The organism is Salegentibacter sp. BLCTC (assembly GCF_015143665.1).
Lineage (GTDB): Bacteria > Bacteroidota > Bacteroidia > Flavobacteriales > Flavobacteriaceae > Salegentibacter > Salegentibacter maritimus.
The window spans coordinates 157,154-178,496 of record NZ_WYEW01000007.1 but is presented as its reverse complement, the minus strand read 5'-3'; the positions used below and the strand labels follow the sequence as shown (position 1 = coordinate 178,496).

Sequence of the window (21,343 nt, the reverse complement as noted above, 5' to 3'; positions counted from 1 at the left end):
TAAAGAAATCAATTAATAAGGATATGTCTCATTACGAAGCACCTATACGAAAGCCTTTAGTTACCGGGGATAAGACCTACCACGATGTTACTGTGGATGTGGCGGCACCGGTAGAAGGAAGGGCGAATAAATCCTGGTGGATTGTCTTTTCAATTGCCCTTATTGCCTTTCTTTGGGGTGTAGGTTGTATAATTTATACTATTTCCACAGGTATTGGAACCTGGGGACTTAACAAAACTGTTGGCTGGGCCTGGGATATTACCAACTTTGTTTGGTGGGTAGGTATTGGGCACGCCGGTACGCTAATCTCTGCTGTACTATTGTTGTTTAGGCAAAAATGGAGAATGGCAATTAACCGTTCTGCAGAGGCGATGACTATCTTCTCTGTGATGCAGGCCGGTTTGTTCCCTTTAATTCACATGGGAAGACCCTGGTTGGCTTATTGGGTACTTCCAATTCCAAACCAATTTGGTTCTTTGTGGGTAAACTTTAACTCACCCCTGCTTTGGGATGTATTTGCTATTTCAACCTATCTTTCTGTTTCATTAGTTTTCTGGTGGACAGGATTGCTACCTGATTTCGCAATGATTCGTGACCGTGCAATTACTCCTTTCAATAAAAAGATCTACGGAATTTTAAGTTTTGGATGGAGTGGACGTGCAAAAGATTGGCAGCGTTTTGAGGAAGTTTCTTTGGTTCTTGCCGGTTTGGCAACGCCTTTAGTACTTTCGGTGCATACTATTGTATCTTTTGACTTTGCTACATCGGTAATTCCTGGTTGGCATACCACTATCTTTCCTCCTTATTTCGTTGCAGGAGCGGTATTCTCCGGGTTTGCTATGGTGAATACTCTTCTTATAATAATGAGAAAGGTGTCTAATCTTGAAGATTATATTACCGTACAACATATTGAATTGATGAACATTGTAATTATGATTACAGGTTCTATTGTTGGGGTAGCTTATATTACAGAGCTGGTTATAGCCTGGTACTCTGGTGTAGAATATGAACAATATGCTTTTCTTAACAGAGCAACCGGGCCTTATGCATGGGCATATTGGGCCATGATGACCTGTAATGTATTTTCTCCGCAGTTTATGTGGTTTAAGAAATTGCGAACCAGTATCATGTTCTCGTTTTTTATCTCTATTGTTGTGAATATTGGAATGTGGTTTGAGCGTTTTGTGATTATTGTTACTTCACTACATCGTGATTACCTTCCATCTTCATGGACAATGTTCTCTCCAACTTTTGTTGATATTGGTATTTTTATTGGAACAATAGGATTCTTTTTTGTGTTGTTTCTTTTGTATGCAAGATCTTTCCCGGTTATTGCACAGGCAGAGGTTAAAACCATACTTAAATCTTCTGGAGATAAGTATAAGAAACTAAGATCTGAGCACGGAGACGATGTAAAGCACTATACTCCGGTTAATGTTGGTGAGCCTAAGAAAAATATCGCTACCAAGCTTGATAAGAAAATTGAAAATGGCGATTCGACTAATGCAGAAGGTAATACTGAGCATAATGATACCGTAAATGCTGATGCTTTAGTACTTACTGAAGTACAAAAAGACAGAATAGATGCAATGTTAGGTAGAACAGGTTCTTTTAATCCTGAGAATCAAACTGCAGATAACTTACAAAAACTAAAAGCAGTAGGTCCTTTCCTTGAACAACGTTTGCATCAATTAGGGCTTTATACCTATGTTCAGGTAAGTAAACTTGCCAAAGACGATTTTGAATTGCTTGATGAAGTAATAGAGAACTTCCCTAATGCTTCTATGAGAGGAGACTGGGTAGCACAGGCAACTGAACTAAAAAATAAGTAATTAAGATGGCATCAAAAGTTATACACGCTATTTATAATGATGATGACTTGCTTTTACAAGGTGTGAAGCAGGTGAGAGAAGCTCGTTATCATATTGGTGAAATTTACACCCCAATGCCGGTTCACGGTTTGGATAAAGCCATGGGGTTGGCACCTACACGATTGGCAATTACCTCTTTCCTTTACGGGCTTGTGGGCTTTGCGGTATCGATTGCTATGATGAATTTTATCATGATAGAGGATTGGCCTCAGGATATTGGAGGAAAACCTAGTTTTAGTTTTTTAGAAAATTTACCTGCCTTCGTGCCGATTATGTTTGAGCTTACTGTGTTTTTTGCAGCACACCTTATGGTGATTACTTTTTATATGAGAAGTAAACTTTGGCCATTTAAAAAAGCAGAGAACCCAGACGTTAGAACAACTGATGATATGTTCCTAATGGAAGTTGATGTTGCAAATAACAATGTAGAGGAATTAACTAAATTTCTTTATGATACCGGGGCTGCAGAAATTAAATTAATAGATAATAAATAGACAGAATGAAAAATTTGTTCTATAAAGCGATAGTATTGTTCTTAGTGGGAGGAGTTGTTATGTCTTGTGCAGATAGCGACAAACCTAATTATCAATACATGCCAGATATGTACAAGCCGGTAGGATACGAGACTTATGGGGAGTATGATATTTTTGAAAATGGCCAGGAAGCCAAACTTCCGGTAGAGGGAACTATTCCAAGGGGATGGATGCCTTATGATTATGAGGATTCGCCAGAAGGACTGGCTAATGCTAAAGCCAACCTAAATAATCCTCTTCCATATACTGAAGATAACCTTAACGAAGGGAAGGCGTTATACACTATTTATTGTGCTGTATGCCACGGGGATAATGGTGATGGTAAAGGAATTTTAACAGAACGTGAAAAAATTCTGGGGGTTCCTTCGTATGATGATGTAGGACGTGCCATTACAGAAGGAAGTGTTTATCATGTAATTTACTACGGGTTAAACTCTATGGGTTCTTATGCTGTACAAACCAGTGAAGAGGAACGTTGGAAGATTACCCATTATGTAATGAACTTAAAAAATGAGCTGGAAGGTGGCGAGGAAATCCCGTTTGAAGAAGTAAAAGAAGCCTCGGTTGCTGAAGCAAATCCGGTAGAGGTAGATAGAGCACAGCAAAATGCACAGGAAGCTCAGGGCGAAGGAGCTGCGCTAACCGTAGAGGAAGAAAACAATAATTAAGAACAAAGCATTTAGATCTATAAATATGTATACGCTATCCAGTAAATTAAAATTAACAGCAATTATTTTTATGATTGTTGGTGCTATTGGACTTGTAATTGGGTTTCTACAGGCGCCATCAAATTTGGATGATGTTAAGGAAATAATAGCCACTGAAGGGCATCACGGTGAAACATCTCACCATGAAGAAGCTGAAGCAAATTTTGCTGATGCCGAGCAAGGGGTGGTAAATGATGCGCACGCTGCCGGTTCACACGATGCAGAACATTTGGAGCATAAGTTGCATCAATTGCAAAATAAACCCTGGGCTGCTGTTTATGTAGCTGCTTTCTTTTTCTTTATGATCTCATTGGGAGCCCTGGCATTTTATGCCTTGCAGTATGCTTCACAAGCAGGTTGGTCTCCGGTATTGTTTAGGGTAATGGAAGCTATCTCAGCTTATATTGTTCCTGGAGGTATTATTATGTTTGTTCTTTTGGCACTTTCAGGTTTCCACTTAAACCATTTATTCGTTTGGATGGATCCGGAGGTAGTGGCACACGACGAAATTATTCAGAACAAAACAGCTTACTTAAATGTACCTTTCTTTCTTATAAGAGCTGCTATATTCCTTGCAGGTTGGTTTTTGTTTAGACATTTTCTTGTTAAAAATTCACGAAAGCTTGATGAAGCTACAGATAATGCGTACTTCAAAAAGAACTTCAAACTTTCTGCAGGATTTCTTGTTTTCTTCCTTGTTTCTGAATCTATGATGAGCTGGGACTGGATTATGAGTTTAGACCCGCACTGGTTTAGTACTTTATTTGGATGGTATGTATTCTCAAGTATGTTTGTTTCTGGAATTACTGTTATTGCTTTGGTTAGTATTTACCTTAAGTCTAGAGGCTATCTGCCTTTTGTGAATAATAGTCATATTCACGATTTAGCTAAATTTATGTTCGGAATAAGTATTTTCTGGACTTACCTTTGGTTTTCACAATTTATGCTTATCTGGTACTCTAATATTCCTGAAGAAGTAGTGTACTTTATTAGTAGAATTGAGAACTATAGCTTGCCTTTCTTTGGTATGGTAGCTTTAAACTTTCTTTTCCCACTATTAGTATTAATGAACAGCGATTTCAAGAGAATGAACTGGTTTGTTGTAATGACGGGTATTATTATACTTGTTGGACATTATTTAGATGTTTTTACAATGGTAATGCCGGCAACGGTGGGAGAATCCTGGTTTATAGGTTTGCCTGAAATTAGTGCAGTGTTTTTCTTTGGAGGATTGTTTACTTTTGTAATCTTTAATGCGCTTACCAAAGCTCCATTGCTGGCTAAACGTAACCCATATATTAAGGAAAGTGAACATTTCCATTATTAATAAAAGATTGTTTAAAGAAGAAATTATAAAATGACCGTATTTTTAGTAATAATTGTACTAGCCCTATTGGCCGTTACCGGTTGGCAAATGTCTAAGATTTTTGAGCTTTCTAAAGGCCCTGGCGCCGAAAGTTCGGCGATAGCTAATGATAATGATAATAGGCAGCAAGCAAAGCTTATGCTTTGGTTTATGATATTCCTTTATATTGGGATGGCATATAGTTTTTGGCACTGGAGTAAATTATATCTTCCCGAATCGGCCTCTGAACATGGTAATGAGGTAGATACTTTAATGTTTATATCTATTGGGCTCATTATGGTAGTGCAGGTAATTACACAGGCATTACTGCATTGGTTCGCTTATAAATATCAAGGAAAGAAGGGCAATCGAGCGCTGTTCTTTGCCGATAACGACAAACTGGAATTTATTTGGACCATTATTCCGGTAATTACCCTTGCAGGTTTAATTATTTATGGTCTTTTTACCTGGAGTGATATTATGAATATTGGGGAAGATGAAGACCCTATTGTAATTGAAATATATGCAAAGCAATTTAGCTGGCAGGCTAGATATGCAGGTGAGGACAATACGCTTGGAGAGGCCAATGTTCGTTTTATTGAAGGTATAAATACGGTTGGTCTTAATGTGAACGATAGTTATGCAGATGATGATAAGATAACTACAGAGCTCCACCTTCCGGTAGGAAAGAAGGTCCTTTTTAAATTTAGGTCGCAAGATGTATTGCACTCTGCTTACTTCCCACATTTTAGGGCGCAAATGAACGTTGTTCCCGGAATGGTGACACAATTTGCCTTTACCCCGGATATTACTACCGAAGAAATGAGAAACTCAGAGTATATGGTAGATAAGGTTAAAACCATTAATGAGATAAGAAAAGAGAATAGCGAAGCTTTAATGGCTGAAGGAGAAGCACCATTAGACTCATATGAATTCGATTACTTCTTGCTTTGTAATAAGATTTGCGGGGACGCACACTATAATATGCAAATGAAGATTGTAGTAGAAAGCGAAGAAGAATATAACCAATGGTTAAGCGAACAGGATGAGTTTGCTACCGTTATGGAATCACAAGAATAACAGAACTAAAAAGAATATAATTTAGATATGTCAGCAATAGCAACAGCACCGGCTCACGATCACCACGAAGATCACGGACATCATCATAAAGAAACTTTTATTACTAAATACATATTTAGTACAGACCATAAGATGATTGCCAAGCAATATCTTATAACAGGTATTTTAATGGGTATTGTAGGGATTATGATGTCCGTACTTTTCCGTTTGCAAATAGCCTGGCCAGAGCAGTCGTTTATGATTTTTGAGTGGCTTTTAGGCGATAAATGGGCTCCTGAAGGGGTTATGACTCCTTCAATTTACCTTGCATTGGTTACTATACACGGAACCATTATGGTTTTCTTCGTGTTAACTGCTGGTTTGAGTGGTACCTTTAGTAACTTGCTTATTCCGCTTCAAATTGGTGCAAGGGATATGGCTTCAGGATTTATGAACATGCTTTCTTATTGGTTGTTCTTTATTTCTTGTGTAATTATGATTAGCTCATTGTTTATAGAGTCTGGTCCTGCTTCTGCCGGTTGGACAATATATCCGCCACTAAGTGCCTTGCCACAGGCTATTGGAGGTTCCGGAATGGGTATGACCCTTTGGTTGATTTCAATGGCTATTTTTATCGCTTCATCGCTTTTAGGTTCGCTTAACTATATTGTTACTGTATTGAATCTTAGAACCAAAGGGATGTCTATGATGAGGCTGCCGCTTACTATTTGGGCGTTTTTTATTACTGCTATTATTGGAGTAGTTTCATTCCCGGTTTTACTTTCTGCAGCACTTTTACTTATTATGGATAGAAGTTTTGGTACTTCTTTCTTTCTTAGTGATATTTATATTCAGGGTGAAGTATTGAGTCACCAGGGAGGTTCGCCAGTTTTGTTTGAACATTTATTCTGGTTCCTTGGTCACCCCGAAGTGTATATTGTAATTTTACCTGCAATGGGTATTGTCTCTGAAGTTATGGCTACAAATGCACGTAAACCAATTTTTGGTTACCGTGCCATGGTTGCTTCTATTTTGGCAATTGCATTCCTTTCAACAATTGTATGGGGGCACCATATGTTCGTTTCAGGAATGAACCCGTTCTTAGGTTCTGTATTTACATTTACAACCCTATTAATTGCTATTCCTTCTGCAGTAAAAGCATTTAACTGGATTACCACTCTCTGGAAGGGTAACTTGCAAATGAATCCCGCTATGTTGTTCTCAATTGGTTTTGTATCAACATTTATTACCGGTGGTTTAACAGGTATCATTTTAGGAGATTCAACATTAGATATTAACGTTCACGATACTTACTTTGTAATTGCTCACTTCCACCTGGTAATGGGTATATCTGCGATCTATGGGCTTTTAGCGGGTGTTTATCATTGGTTCCCAAAAATGTTTGGTAGAATGATGAATAAAAATCTGGGCTATGTTCACTTTTGGATTACTGCTGTAGGTGCTTATGGTGTGTTTTTCCCGATGCATTTTATAGGCCTTGCAGGTTTACCAAGACGTTATTATACAAACACGGCATTTCCATACTTCGATGACCTTGCAGATGTAAATGTTATTATTACCATTTTCGCAATTATAACTGCAGGGATACAGGTTGTATTTTTATATAACTTCTTTAGCTCTATTTTCTTTGGTAAGAAGGCTACACAAAACCCGTGGAATGCCACTACTTTGGAATGGACTACTCCGGTAGAGCATATTCACGGAAACTGGCCTGGTGCAATTCCTTCGGTTTATCGTTGGTCTTATGACTATAGTAAGATGAATCTTGACGGTACAGATTATGTGATTCCTGGTCAGGATTTTGTTCCTCAAACGGTTCCGCTTCAGGATCATGAGGAAGAATTGAACCACTGAACTTAATAGAATATCAATAAAAAACCTCTCTGCTTCAGGAGAGGTTTTTCGTTTTTAGGCCTGTTTGTAGGCTTGCTTATAGAACGACCTCTATTGAAACTCCTCCAAGGTATTTTAATTATATTTGCTGAATAAATAGCGATATAACTTTAATGATTTATGAATGAAAACCTTGATCCTTCCGGAGAGAATTTCACGCCCGAAGAGTTTGATATAGAGAGAGCCTTGCGCCCCCTTAGCTTTGATGATTTTGCAGGCCAGGATCAGGTTTTGGAGAATCTTAAAGTATTTGTACAGGCGGCAAATCAAAGAGAAGAAGCTTTAGATCATACCCTTTTTCATGGGCCACCCGGTCTTGGTAAAACCACCTTAGCTCATATTCTTTCCAGTGAACTTGGTGTGGGGATAAAAGTAACTTCGGGTCCTGTTTTGGATAAACCCGGAGATCTGGCCGGTTTGCTTACCAATCTGGAGGATAGGGATATTTTATTTATAGATGAGATTCATAGGTTAAGTCCGGTGGTAGAAGAATACCTCTATTCGGCAATGGAAGATTATCGTATAGATATTATGATAGAATCCGGGCCTAATGCCAGAACCGTACAAATTAATTTAAACCCATTTACCCTTATTGGTGCTACTACCCGTTCTGGCTTGCTTACCGCACCTATGCGAGCGCGTTTTGGTATTTCCAGCCGCTTACAATATTATTCAACCGAGTTACTTTCAGATATTGTACAACGTAGTGCAGAAATTCTTCGGGTGCCTATTAATCTTGACGCGGCAATAGAAATTGCCGGAAGAAGTAGGGGTACTCCTAGAATTGCTAATGCTTTACTTAGAAGGGTTAGGGATTTTGCGCAAATTAAAGGTAATGGCAAAATAGATATGGAGATTGCAAAATATGGGCTTAAGGCTTTAAATGTAGATGCACACGGCTTAGACGAAATGGACAACAAAATCCTGGAAACTATTATCGATAAATTTAAAGGAGGTCCTGTAGGTTTAACCACTTTGGCTACCGCTGTAAGTGAAAGTGCAGAAACCATTGAAGAAGTTTATGAACCTTTTCTAATTCAACAGGGGTTTATATATAGAACTCCAAGAGGGCGGGAAGTTACCCAGGCAGCATATAAACATTTGGGAAGGACAAAAGGAGATATTCAGGGCGGACTTTTTTAAATAAAACTTATGAAAGATTCTGCCAAAATACCTGAAGTTTCTCTTCTGAAATTCCTGAAACATTCTACGAATATTTTAAAGAATCCTTTGCCTTTTCATCATAATAATTTTAAAGAGAAAGGAGATACTTTTCGATTGAACATAGGATTCAGAAAATCGGTAATATTTTCCAGAGATGCCGGACTGGTGGAATATGTACTTCAAAAGAATCAGAAGAATTTCGTAAAATCTGAGATCCAAACTAAGGATCTGGTTAAATATGTTGGGAAAGGATTGCTTACCTCAGAAGGGGAGCATTGGAAAAAACAGCGAAAATTAATTCAACCTGCTTTTCATAAAAAGCAACTTGCCAATCTGCTTGATTCTATAAAACAGGCAATATTACTGGAATATGAAAAGATAACAGTAAATAAAGAACTGGATATTTTTCCTGTTTTTAATGACCTTGCTTTTCAAACTGTGGTCAAATCTTTGTTTAGTAGTGCTGCCAATCAGAATGAAATCAATAGGCTTCAATACATTACCGAGGAAACTCAAAAAATGCTTGTAAAAGAACTACGACAACCCTATTTGGGATGGTGGTTTAAAGCAAGCGGGAAGATAGATAGTTATCTTAAGCTTACCGCTGAAGCCCGGAGCATTCTAAGTAAAATTGTTCAGGAAAGAAGGAATTCAAAAGAAGGATATGACGATCTTTTAGACATGCTGTTGGACGCAAAATATGATGATGGTAATTACATGGACGAAGAACAGCTTATCGATGAGATACTGATTCTTTTTACGGCCGGTCACGAGACTACCTCCAATGCCCTAAGCTTTACCACCCAATTGCTTGCATTTAATCCAAAATGGCAGGAGAAAATCTACGAGGAAATATCTGCCTTAAAGAAACAGGATCTGGATTTAATGAGCTATGTAGGCAAATGCGAGATTATTCAGCAGGTAATTGAAGAGTCTATGAGACTATATCCGCCGGCATATTTTATAGATCGTGTTAACCTGGAAGAAGATAAATTCGAAGGAAAATATTTCGAACCCGGTTCAAATTTATTGTTCTCCCTTTACGAGGTTCATCGCCATCCAGACCTATGGGAACATCCAGATGAATTTAAACCGGAACGCTTTGCTGAAGGAGGGAGAAAATATTCCTCCCAATACTTTCCTTTCGGTGCCGGACCCCGGAAATGTATCGGAAATAATTTTGCTATGTTCGAGATGATTATTGCAATTGCAGAACTGATCTCTCGCTATAAGATTGAGCCCAAAACTTCTGAAATTGAAATACAACCATTAATTACACTTAAGCCTAAAAATGCATTCTTAAAGTTTTTATCCCGATAAATTTGATTCAAAATAGCTCTAAATACACGAGTTTAATTAAAGAGGAGGCCAAACGCCTCGGGTTTTTATCTTGCGGGATTTCTAAAGCAGAATTTTTAGAAAAAGAAGCACCGCGCTTAGAAGAATTCCTTAATGAAAATCGGCATGGTGAAATGCGCTGGATGGAGAATAACTTTGATAAGCGCCTGGATCCCACCAAACTTGTGGAGGGGTCTAAGAGTGTTATTTCATTACTGCTTAATTATTATCCTGAAGAAAAACAAAAAGAAGGCTCTTATAAAATAAGTAAATATGCTTACGGTAGAGATTATCATTTTGTGATTAAAGATAAGCTTAAGCAACTTTTACAGTTTATGCGGGATGAAATAGGAGAGGTAGACGGGAGGGCTTTTGTAGATTCTGCCCCGGTTATGGATAAGGTATGGGCGGCCAAAAGCGGATTGGGCTGGATAGGAAAGCACTCTAACTTACTCTCTAAACAAACAGGTTCTTTTTATTTTATCGCAGAACTTATTGTAGATCTTGAGTTGGAATACGACACCCCGGTTACCGATCATTGCGGAAGTTGCACCGCCTGTATAGATGCCTGCCCTACTGATGCTATTGTAGCCCCTTATAAGGTAGATGGCAGCAAATGTATTTCTTATTTTACCATAGAGCTTAAAGACGAATTGCCCAATTCTTATAAAAACCATTTTGAAGATTGGATGTTTGGCTGCGATATTTGCCAGGATGTTTGCCCCTGGAATAGATTCTCAAAACCTCATAACGAACCTTTGTTTAACCCACACCCCCAATTGCTGGAAAAAGATAAAAAGGGCTGGGAAGAACTAACCAAAGAAACCTTTAATGAGATTTTTAGGAAATCAGCTGTTAAACGAACAAAATTTGAAGGTCTAAAGAGAAATATTCAGTACTTAAAAGGCTAATTCTTAGTTTTTGGAATTTAACCTGGTATTTAAAAACTTTTATTTTTCGCATATAATTTTACAGAAACCAGTTTTCAATTATTGATTTTTCATAAAAAATTAAGTTGGGGGCTTTTCTTCTAAATTTATTTTTCTTTTGTCTTAAGAAACACAATATTGAAGCTAAGCTTACTACCTTTGTAATTAGCAGAAAAAATAAATTATGAGTAATAATCCTAGAAAAAGAAGAGAGGCTTTGGTGTATCACGCCAAGCCAAAACCAGGAAAAATAGAAGTTAAACCAACCAAGAAGTACGCCACCCAAAGAGATTTGTCCCTGGCTTATTCACCCGGAGTTGCAGAGCCCTGTCTCGAGATAGAAAAGGATAAAGAAAATGCTTATAAATATACCACAAAAGGCAACCTTGTTGCAGTAATTTCTAACGGGACTGCGGTTTTAGGTCTTGGTGATATTGGCCCTGAGGCATCTAAGCCGGTTATGGAAGGAAAAGGTTTGCTCTTTAAAATCTTTGCAGATATAGATGTTTTTGATATTGAAGTAGATACCAAAGATGTAGATAAGTTTATAGAAACCGTAAAAAACATTGCACCTACATTTGGTGGTATTAACCTTGAAGATATCAAAGCTCCTGAAGCTTTTGAAATTGAACAAAGATTAAAGGCAGAACTTGATATTCCCGTAATGCACGACGATCAGCATGGAACAGCCATTATTTCGGCTGCAGCCTTGCTTAATGCACTAGAGCTGTCTAAGAAAAAGATAGAAAAAGCAAAAATCGTGATAAGTGGTGCCGGTGCAGCAGCGGTTTCCTGTACAAAACTCTATAAAGCCTTTGGAGCGAAAGCAGAGAATATTGTAATGACAGACAGCAAAGGCGTAATTAGAAAAGGCCGTCCGGGACTTTCTGAAGAAAAAATGGAATTTGCAACTTCCAGAAAAATAGACACACTCGAAGAGGCCATGAAGGGTGCCGATGTTTTTGTAGGTCTTTCTATTGCCAATATTGTTTCTCCCGAAATGTTAAAAAGCATGGCAAAACGTCCTATTGTTTTTGCCATGGCAAATCCGAATCCGGAGATAGATTATCAATTGGCTATGGATACGCGTAAGGACATTATTATGGCCACAGGAAGAAGTGACCATCCAAACCAGGTGAACAACGTACTTGGCTTTCCTTTTATCTTCCGTGGAGCTTTAGATGTTAGGGCTACTAAAATAAATGAGGAGATGAAGATGGCTGCGGTAAAAGCTCTGGCCGAGCTGGCCAAAGAAGCTGTGCCGGAACAGGTGAATATTGCTTACGGTGAAACCAGACTTAATTTTGGTTCAGATTATATTATTCCCAAACCTTTTGATCCACGATTAATTGCTAAAGTACCGCCGGCCGTTGCGAAAGCAGCAATGGAAAGTGGGGTGGCAAAAGAACCCATTCAGGACTGGGAGCGCTATGAAGAAGAGCTACTTGAAAGAATGGGCAGTGATAATAAAATTACCAGGTTATTGCTTAACCGGGCAAAAATGAACCCTAAACGAATTGTTTTTGCGGAAGCCGATCATTTAGATGTACTAAAGGCAGCGCAAATAGTTCAGGATGAAGGAATCGCTATTCCTATTTTACTGGGCCGACGTGAGGTGATTAAAGAATTGATGCAAGAAATAGACTTCAATGAAGATGTTCTTATTATAGACCCTAAGGCTGATGATCAGGAAAATCAGCGAAAAGCATACGCAAAGGTATATTGGAAATCAAGGAGTAGAAGTGGGGTTACCTTGTATGATGCTGAAAAATTAATGCGTGAGCGCAACTACTTTGCAGCCATGATGGTTAACGAAGGGGATGCCGATGGCTTGCTTTCTGGTTATTCAAGAGCTTATCCAACAGTTGTAAAACCTATGCTTGAACTTATTGGAATGGCTCCCGGTGTAACTCGAGTGGCGGCTACCAATATTATGAACACCTCTCGAGGTCCACTTTTTATTAGTGATACTTCTATTAACATAGATCCTCCTGCAAAAGACCTTGCTAAAATTGCACAAATGACGGCCAGAACAGTAAAATTGTTTGGGATAGAGCCGGTTGTAGCCATGATGTCTTATGCAAACTTTGGTTCATCCAAAGACCCTCATGCTGTTAAAGTAAAAGATGCTGTTGCTTACCTACATCGTTATCAACCAGACTTAAATGTAGATGGAGAATTACAGGCAGATTTTGCACTTAATCGTGAAATGCTTCAGAATAAATTCCCATTTTCAAAATTGGCCGGAAAAAAGGTAAACACTTTAATATATCCAAACCTGGATTCTGCCAATAGTACTTATAAGCTTATAAAAGAGTTGAATAACGTAGATTCTATTGGCCCAATTATGATGGGAATGCGCAGGCCCGTACATATTCTTCAACTTGGGGCGAGTGTAGAAGAAATTGTAAATATGACTGCCATTACGGTTGTAGATGCTCAGGAAAAGGAAAAGAAACAAAAAAAGTAAATAACCTCGTGGGCAGTCAACGAAGCAATAAATAGGAAGAATTTTTGTGTTTCGTGACAAGTCACGGAGTCCCGATAATTTAATTATAGGGATAAATCTCGATTATCGAGTAAAATAAGGTGGAAATATAGCATTTAAGCCCGGGACAAAGGTTTCGGGCTTAACTTTTATTTACTACATTTGAATCCTTAAGTTAAAATTATATGATTCATCATCTTAAGGGGCAATTAATAGAGAAGAATCCTACCTACTTAGTTATTGAATGCAATGGTGTTGGGTATATGGTGCATATATCCTTACATACCTTTTCGCTAATTCCAGATTCCGAAAATATAAGTATTTATACCCATTTGCATGTAAAGGAAGATTCCCACACGTTATATGGTTTTTATCAAAAATCAGAGCGCGATATTTTTAGGTTATTAATATCGGTTTCGGGAGTAGGTACCAGTACAGCAAGAACAATGTTGTCTTCTTTAGAGCCTAATCAGGTAAAAGAAGCGATTGCTAACGCCAATGTGCCTACTATACAAAGTGTTAAGGGGATTGGTGCTAAAACTGCCCAAAGGGTGATTTTAGATTTAAAAGACAAAATATTAAAAGTCTATGGGGAAGACGAAGTTTTTGTTCCTCAGGACAATACAATAAAAGAAGAAGCGTTATCTGCATTAGAGACTCTGGGCTTTGCAAGAAAGCAGGCTACCAGGGTAGTAGATAAAATCATGAAAGATTCTCAAGCCCCTACCGTAGAATCTATTATAAAAATGGCTTTAAAAAATCTATAAAGAATTGAGGTACAATTACTTGAAATTGTCAACTTCGGTTAGACTCAGCTTGTTGTTGTCATTGATAATTTCATTGAGTTCCAATGCACAGGAAACCCCTCAGGATACAACTGATACGTGGTACACTCTTAGTGAAATTTCCCTGCCAGATTCACAGCTTATTTCATCTTTTTATGAATACGATCCTATTCTGGACCGTTATATTTACCGGGAAAAATTAGGGGATATAGATCTTTCAATTCCGCTTATTTTAACTCCTCAGGAGTATGAAAATCTTGTGTTGGATGAAGAAATGCGCAATTATTTTAAGCAGAAGATAGATGCGCAAGCAGGCCGAAAAGAAGGTTCCGAAGAAATACAACGAGATTTATTGCCCGATTTTTATGTTAATAATAACTTCTTTGAAAGTATTTTTGGGGGTTCAGAAATTAATATTGTTCCGCAGGGAACCGTAGAAATGGATCTCGGGTTGCTTTATACCAAACAGGATAACCCGGCTTTTTCCCCAAGAAATAGAAGTAATCTCACTTTTGATTTTGATCAGCGAATAAGCCTTAGTCTTTTAGGGCAGGTTGGGGAGCGTTTGCAAATTACTGCTAATTATGATACTCAGTCTACCTTCGATTTTCAAAATCAATTAAAACTTGAATATACTCCTACTGAAGATGATATAGTGCGAAAGATAGAAGTAGGTAATGTGAATATGCCGCTCAACAATGCTTTAATGCAGGGTGCACAAAGTTTATTTGGGTTTAAAACCGAATTGCAGTTTGGGAAAACCAGGATTACGGGGGTGTTTTCTGAACAAAAATCAGAGCGTCGTACTGTAAATGTTGAAGGTGGTGCTGCCGTTGAAGAATTTGAAAAATTTGCCCTGGATTACGATCAGGATAGGCACTTCTTCCTCGCTCATTATTTTAGGGATCATTATGATGAAGCCCTCAAAGATTATCCGTTTATCAACGCAAATATTCAAATTAAAAGAGTTCAGGTTTGGGTAACTAATCGAACCAATAATGTTCAAAACCTTACCGATACCCGAAATATTGTAGGGATTCAAGATCTTGGAGAAACGAATATCCCCGGAAACATCGGACTTGACAACGTGCCTGCCGGATTTTTTAACCAACCGGCTGGAGGCTTTCCAGATAATGCCAATAACGATTTTAATCCTTTTGGGATAGATGGTTCGGCTCAATCGGTTTTAACTCCGGCTATTCGCGATGTGGCTACGGTAGATAATGGCTTTGGAGGGGTGCAGGTTTCAGAAGGTTTGGATTACGTAAAACTGGAAAATGCACGGCAATTACAACCTAATGAATATAACTTAAATACTCAATTAGGATACATATCTTTAAATCAGAGATTAAGCAACGACGAAATTCTAGCGGTTGCATTCCAATATACTGTAAATGGTGAAGTTTATCAGGTAGGGGAGTTTGCTAACGACGGGGTAAATGCCACGGGAGATAATAATCCTGCACAAAACCCGGGTGGCGAGCCCGGTGCAAACCAACGGGTAAACCAAAACCTTGTGGTAAAAATGCTTAAAAGCACCATTACCAATGTAGATGAGCCAGTGTGGGATTTAATGATGAAGAATATTTATAGTCTTGGTGCGTATCAGTTAGAGCGGGACGATTTTAGGTTGAATATTCTGTATACAGATCCGCAGCCTTTAAATTATATAAAGCCTGCAGGAGATGGAGCAGTGGCCCTCCCGGAAGATGTCACCGAAACGCCTTTGCTTCGTGTGTTTAAATTAGATAAACTTAATAATAACAACGACCCCATAAACGGTGGCGATGGTTTCTTTGATTATGTGCCCGGTTTAACAATAGATCCACAAAGTGGGAATATTATTTTTACTACGGTAGAACCTTTTGGGAAACATTTGTTTGATAAATTAGATAATTCGCCAAACTCCGGAACCGAAGATTATAATATTCTCGAAACCTGGAATGCTAACCAGCAAAAATATGTTTTTAGGTCTTTATACCGAACCACAAAGACTCAGGCTGAGCAGGAAGATGCCGATAAAAATAAATTTCAGTTAAAAGGAAGGTATAAATCGGGGGAAGTTGAAGGAATACCAATTGGTTTTAATCTCCCTCCCGGATCGGTTACCGTAACTGCAGGTGGAAGGGTCTTGCAGGAAGGAGTAGATTATGTGGTGAATTACGAGTTGGGAAGAGTGCAAATTCTGGATGAAGCTCTATTGGCTTCAGATATTCCTATTCAGGTAAATACCGAAAATAATGCTTTGTTTGGGCAACAAACCAAACGTTTTACAGGTATAAATGTAGAACATCAGTTTAATGAAAATTTTTTGGTAGGAGCAACCTTTTTAAATCTAAAAGAACGGCCACTTACCCAAAAAGCGAATTATAGTTATGAGCCTATAAACAATTCTATTTTTGGTTTCAATATAAATTATTCTACTGAAGTTCCTTTGTTTACCAGGCTGGTGAATAAATTGCCAAATGTAGATACCGATGTCCCCTCTAATTTTTCTGTTACCGGGGAGTTTGCATACTTACAACCCGGAGCACCCGCAGTTAACGACTTTCAGGGAGAGGCGACAACTTATATAGACGATTTTGAAGCTTCACAAACTACTATAGATATTAGTTCTCCCCTTAGCTGGGAGTTAAGTAGTGTGCCCCTTGGTTTTGGTGGCGAACTAGCTAATGGCGATGCTAAGGTGGGGTATAGACGTGCAAGTTTGGCCTGGTATACCATAGATCCTATATTTTATAGCAGTAGACGGCCAGACGGAATTACAGATAACGATATTTCAAATTACGCCACAAGAAGGGTAGCACTCAGTGAGATATTCCCAAATACCGATGTAGTGCAGGGGCAACCCCAGGTGGTATATACTATGGATCTGGCTTATTTTCCAACCGAACGTGGCCCTTACAACTTTAACCCCCTGGCAGCACAGGGAGCCTTGCCAAATCCTTCTCAAAATTTTGGAGGAATAATGCGTGGAATAAACACCACAAATTTTGAGCAGAGCAATGTTGAGTTTATAGAGTTTTGGGTGATGGACCCTTATATTTATGCTGAAAATAATGGCAACTCTGGCGGAACTATCAATTTTAATTTAGGGAATATTTCTGAAGATGTTTTAAAAGATGGTAGAAAGCAATTTGAAAATGGCTTGCCGGCCAGTGGTGGATCAGAGAATACCATAGAAACACAGGTGGCCAAAGTTCCTGCAGACCAATCTTTAATCTATGCGTTTAATACTGAAGGCGAAGAGCGTCGAAATCAGGATGTGGGTTACGATGGGCTTTCAGATGAACAGGAAGCCGCGAAATTTCCCGAGTTTAGTAATTTTCCTGATCCTGCAGCCGATAACTACGAGTATTTTTTAAATACCACTGGAGATATTGTTAGCCGTTACAAAAGGTATAATGGCCCCGACGGAAATTCACCACCGGAAGTTGGGAATACCAATAGGGGAAACACCACTTTGCCTACTACAGAAGATGTAAATCGTGATAACACGATGAATACCATAGATAGTTATTTTGAGTATGAAATACCATTTTTTCCGGGTATGGGTATTGAAAATAATCAATATATAACCGACGAAAAAGAACTTACTACTACCCTTAGAAATGGAAACGAACTACCCGTGCGCTGGCTTCAGTTTAAAATACCAATATACGAGCCAACAGATGCTAAAGGGGGAATTGCAGATTATAGGTCTATACGGTTTATGAGAATGTTCCTTAGTGGGTTTGAAGAGAAGACCCTATTGCGTTTTGGAACCATGGAGCTGGTGCGTGGAGACTATAGACGGTATAATCGTGGTTTGAGGGATAGAAGTGTACTTCCTGAAAATCAGAATACCCTTTTTGAAGTTTCAGCGGTAAATATTGAAGAAAATGAAAACCGGGAACCCATACCTTATGTGTTGCCTCCGGGGGTGATTAGAGAAGAACTTTTTGAGAATAATACTAATATTAGGCAAAATGAACAATCTCTTTCCCTTAGGGTTTGTGATCTCGAGCCACAAGATTCCAGGGCGGTTTATAAGAATTTTCAGCTAGATATGCGGCAATATAAAAAACTGGAAATGTTTTTGCACGCCGAATCTTTACCGAACAAGACGCCTTTAAAAGACGGTCAATTGGTTGCTTTTATTAGAATGGGAACCGATTTTACCGATAATTACTATCAGATTGAAGTGCCTTTAAGCCCTACTGTTTTTGGAGCCACGACAGCCGAAGAAATTTGGCCTGAAGGTAATAGAATGGAATTGCCTTTAAATTTATTGCAACGTGTAAAAACCAGTGTGCTTGGCGACCCTGCTTTAAATGCCGGTAAATTAAACTTCTTTTCAGAAAGCCTGGAGTTGGTAGATGAAGAAGATCCGTATGAAATGGATAAGCTTCGTCTTGGGATAAAAGGGAATCCCAGCTTTGGAAATGTTAGGGTGCTAATGTTAGGACTAAAAAATGGAACGCCAACCAGCGGGGTGCAGGATTTGTGTGGAGAAGTTTGGTTTAATGAGTTAAGGCTTTCAGATCTTGATAATGAAGGAGGCTGGGCAACCATAATTAATATGGATACAAACCTGGCCGATTTTGCAACGCTGGCCGCTACGGGTAGAAAAAGCACCGTAGGCTTTGGAACCATAGAGCAGGGGCCAAACCAGCGAAGCAGGGAAAATTCGCAGCAATACGATGTTGTTACCAATATTAATGTTGGCCAATTGCTTCCGGAAAAATGGGGAGTTAAAATTCCTTTTAATTACAGTAGGGGAGAGGAGCTGGTTACACCAAAATTTGACCAGGAATTTCTGGATTTAGAATTGGAAACCCGCTTGGCCGATATTGTAGATCCAGCAGAAAGAGAGCGCGTAAAAAAACAATCTCAAACCTATACAAAACGCCAAAGTATAAATGTTATTGGCTTGCGAAAAGAACGTACAGGCGAAGCAAAGCCTATGCCCTATGATATTGAAAACTTTGCTTTTACAACTTCTTACAATCAGGTAGATCACAGGGATTTTGAAATAGAAGAATCTTTAAGTCAGAATGTACGTGCAGGGGCTACTTACGAGTTTAACTTCGAGCCTAAACAAGTAGAGCCTTTTAAAAATATTTCGGCATTAGATAGTAGCGATTATTATTCTTTGGTAAGAGATTTTAATGTGAATTTATTGCCGTCTAACATAAATGCAAGTTCTACCATTTTAAGACAGTACAACGAGCAGAAATTTAGATCGCTGGAGCTTTCAGATGAAGATTTAGGAATTCCTACCCTTTACCAGCGAAATTATTTGTTTAACTGGGAATATGGTATAAACTACAACCTTACAAATTCATTAAATTTTGCTTTTAATGCCTCAAATAATAGAATTGTTAGAAATTACATAGACGAAGAAGGTTTTGCCGATAACACTATTGGGGTTTGGGATAATTTTTTCAGCATAGGTACTCCAGATTTACATTACCAAAATTTACAGGTAAATTATGACCTTCCTTTTGATAAAATTCCGGTACTGGATTTTATAAATGCAACATACTCCTATACGGGTGATTTTCAATGGCAACGTGGCTCCCGTATTTACGAAAACCTGGAAAATATTCCTGATATAGGGAATAGTGTGCAAAACTCGAGTTCCCATCAAATAAATGCCAATCTTGATATGGAGTCTTTGTATTCTTATTTAGGGCTTGAAAAGAAAGAAGGCAGGGGTAACAAGACCATAAAGCAGCGTAGTGCAGGTGTGCCTACTTTAGATGGGGCGCCTCAAGATAGACAGGCCGGGCAGAATGCTGAGGTGGTTAAAAAAACAAGTAAAGGCTTTAATACTTTTGTAGATTTTGTAACGGTGTTAAGTAGGTTGCAAATAAACTATAGGCAAAATGAAGGTACTTTTCTTCCCGGCTATACCCCTAGTGTTGGCTTTATGGGAACTTTACGACCCAGTGCCGGTTTTGCTTTTGGTTGGCAGGACGAAATTAGGTACAATGCTGCTAGAAGAGGTTGGTTAACCTTATTCCAAAATTTTAATCAGCAGTATTCTACTTTAAAGAACGAGCAATTAGATGTGCAGGCTTCCCTTGATATTATCCCAGACCTTACTGTAGATGTTAGTGCGAGTAGGAATTATTCAGAAAATTATTCAGAAAATTATAGGGTAAATCCAACTACGCTTGAATATATTCCCTTAACACCATATAATTATGGGAACTTTAATATTTCTACAATTCTTATAAAAACTGCATTCAATCAATCTAACGAGCAATCTTCAGCAACATTTGAAAACTTTAGGGAAAATCGTTTGACCATTGCAAGAAGAATAGCCAGGGAACGTGGTTTAGATCCTAACGATGTAGATGAAGATGGTTTTCCAAAGGGAATAGGAAAAACAAGCCAGGCTGTTTTGCTTCCTGCTTTTGTTTCAGCTTACGCGGGTAAAGATCCTGAAGATGTTAAATTAGGTGCATTTAGGGATATGCCTTTGCCAAATTGGAATCTAAAGTATACCGGGTTAATGCGTATTGGTTGGTTTAGGGATAAATTTAGAAGGTTTTCAATAAATCACGGTTACCAATCCAATCATACTATTAACCAGTTTCAAACCAATTTAGATTATGACCCGGATAACGAATTTGATACTAACCAGGCAGGGGATTTTAAAAGCCCTATGTTGTATTCAAATATTGTTTTAACTGAATTGTTTACACCATTATTTCGGTTAGACCTGGAAACTAAAAATGCCATTCAATTGTTGGCCGAAGTTAGGAAAGACCGAATGCTTTCTTTAAGCTTTGATAATAACCTGCTTACTGAAACTACCGGAAATGAATATATTTTTGGCGCAGGCTACAGAATAAAGGATCTAAAAATCGCAACTGGTCTTGGTGGGCGAAATAGAATTTTAAGCAGCGACCTTAACTTTAAAGCTGATGTTTCTTTTAGAAGGAATAAAAGTATTATTAGGTACCTTGACTTGGAAACCAGCCAGGTGATTGCCGGGCAGGATATTTGGCGCCTTAATTTTACTACAGATTATGCCATTTCCAGCAACTTAACAGCTATATTTTATTATGAGCATAATTTCTCTGAATACGCTGTTTCTACCGCTTTCCCGCAAACAACTATAAGATCGGGAATTACACTTAGATATAATTTTGGAAATTAATTGAGCCTTGTTTGAAGTATTGCTTTAAAAAATTAACTTTGCTCCAATATAAAATAG

At 38.4% G+C, this 21,343-nt stretch carries 12 protein-coding genes; all 12 read left to right on the top strand.

What is annotated here, in order from left to right; genetic code table 11:
* Window positions 1–23: 23 nt before the first annotated feature.
* The 12 genes from nrfD to sprA all read left to right on the top strand — a co-directional run bounded on the left by nrfD (window position 24) and on the right by sprA (window position 21,286).
* Window positions 24–1,832, top strand: a complete 1,809-nt coding sequence (nrfD, locus tag GUB10_RS10425; protein WP_193711392.1) for an NrfD/PsrC family molybdoenzyme membrane anchor subunit — start codon at window positions 24–26, stop codon at window positions 1,830–1,832.
* 5 nt (window positions 1,833–1,837) lie between these two features.
* Window positions 1,838–2,365, top strand: a complete 528-nt coding sequence (locus GUB10_RS10420; protein ID WP_193711391.1) for a DUF3341 domain-containing protein — start codon at window positions 1,838–1,840, stop codon at window positions 2,363–2,365.
* Between the two features lie 5 nt (window positions 2,366–2,370).
* Entirely contained in the window at window positions 2,371–3,072 is a 702-nt protein-coding gene (locus tag GUB10_RS10415) for a cytochrome c (protein ID WP_193711390.1), read from the top strand.
* A 25-nt stretch (window positions 3,073–3,097) separates the two neighbouring features.
* Window positions 3,098–4,438 carry a quinol:cytochrome C oxidoreductase gene (locus tag GUB10_RS10410; protein ID WP_193711389.1) on the top strand — a complete coding sequence of 447 codons (1,341 nt, stop codon included), beginning with the start codon at window positions 3,098–3,100 and terminating at the stop codon, window positions 4,436–4,438.
* 30 nt (window positions 4,439–4,468) lie between these two features.
* Window positions 4,469–5,536 carry a cytochrome c oxidase subunit II gene (locus GUB10_RS10405; protein WP_193711388.1) on the top strand — a complete coding sequence of 356 codons (1,068 nt, stop codon included), beginning with the start codon at window positions 4,469–4,471 and terminating at the stop codon, window positions 5,534–5,536.
* 27 nt (window positions 5,537–5,563) lie between these two features.
* Entirely contained in the window at window positions 5,564–7,390 is a 1,827-nt protein-coding gene (locus GUB10_RS10400; RefSeq protein WP_193711387.1) for a cbb3-type cytochrome c oxidase subunit I, read from the top strand.
* Window positions 7,391–7,549: 159 nt separating this feature from the next.
* A complete protein-coding gene (gene ruvB / locus GUB10_RS10395) occupies window positions 7,550–8,572 on the top strand; it encodes a Holliday junction branch migration DNA helicase RuvB (RefSeq protein ID WP_193711386.1) in 1,023 nt (340 codons plus the stop codon).
* 9 nt (window positions 8,573–8,581) lie between these two features.
* Window positions 8,582–9,913, top strand: coding sequence for a cytochrome P450 (locus GUB10_RS10390; RefSeq protein WP_193711385.1), 1,332 nt, complete (start codon window positions 8,582–8,584; stop codon window positions 9,911–9,913).
* A gap of 2 nt (window positions 9,914–9,915) precedes the next feature.
* A complete protein-coding gene (gene queG, locus GUB10_RS10385; protein ID WP_227740367.1) occupies window positions 9,916–10,842 on the top strand; it encodes a tRNA epoxyqueuosine(34) reductase QueG in 927 nt (308 codons plus the stop codon).
* A gap of 202 nt (window positions 10,843–11,044) precedes the next feature.
* Window positions 11,045–13,330: an NADP-dependent malic enzyme gene (locus GUB10_RS10380; RefSeq protein WP_193711384.1), complete on the top strand. Its 2,286-nt coding sequence runs from the start codon at window positions 11,045–11,047 to the stop codon at window positions 13,328–13,330.
* Window positions 13,331–13,533: 203 nt separating this feature from the next.
* Window positions 13,534–14,115 (top strand): Holliday junction branch migration protein RuvA, encoded by a 582-nt coding sequence (gene ruvA, locus GUB10_RS10375; protein WP_193711383.1) that lies wholly within the window; start codon window positions 13,534–13,536, stop codon window positions 14,113–14,115.
* A 64-nt stretch (window positions 14,116–14,179) separates the two neighbouring features.
* A complete protein-coding gene (sprA, locus tag GUB10_RS10370) occupies window positions 14,180–21,286 on the top strand; it encodes a cell surface protein SprA (RefSeq protein ID WP_370591092.1) in 7,107 nt (2,368 codons plus the stop codon).
* The last annotated feature ends 57 nt before the right edge of the window (window positions 21,287–21,343 follow it).

Excerpts from the sequence above, each read along its gene's own strand:
- nrfD (WP_193711392.1), top strand. The coding sequence starts at position 24 with ATGTCTCATTACGAAGCACCTATACGAAAGCCTTTAGTTACCGGGGAT.
- GUB10_RS10390 (WP_193711385.1), top strand. The coding sequence starts at position 8,582 with ATGAAAGATTCTGCCAAAATACCTGAAGTTTCTCTTCTGAAATTCCTG.
- GUB10_RS10410 (WP_193711389.1), top strand. The coding sequence starts at position 3,098 with ATGTATACGCTATCCAGTAAATTAAAATTAACAGCAATTATTTTTATG.
- GUB10_RS10400 (WP_193711387.1), top strand. The coding sequence starts at position 5,564 with ATGTCAGCAATAGCAACAGCACCGGCTCACGATCACCACGAAGATCAC.
- ruvB (WP_193711386.1), top strand. The coding sequence starts at position 7,550 with ATGAATGAAAACCTTGATCCTTCCGGAGAGAATTTCACGCCCGAAGAG.
- GUB10_RS10415 (WP_193711390.1), top strand. The coding sequence starts at position 2,371 with ATGAAAAATTTGTTCTATAAAGCGATAGTATTGTTCTTAGTGGGAGGA.
- GUB10_RS10420 (WP_193711391.1), top strand. The coding sequence starts at position 1,838 with ATGGCATCAAAAGTTATACACGCTATTTATAATGATGATGACTTGCTT.
- GUB10_RS10380 (WP_193711384.1), top strand. The coding sequence starts at position 11,045 with ATGAGTAATAATCCTAGAAAAAGAAGAGAGGCTTTGGTGTATCACGCC.
- GUB10_RS10405 (WP_193711388.1), top strand. The coding sequence starts at position 4,469 with ATGACCGTATTTTTAGTAATAATTGTACTAGCCCTATTGGCCGTTACC.
- ruvA (WP_193711383.1), top strand. The coding sequence starts at position 13,534 with ATGATTCATCATCTTAAGGGGCAATTAATAGAGAAGAATCCTACCTAC.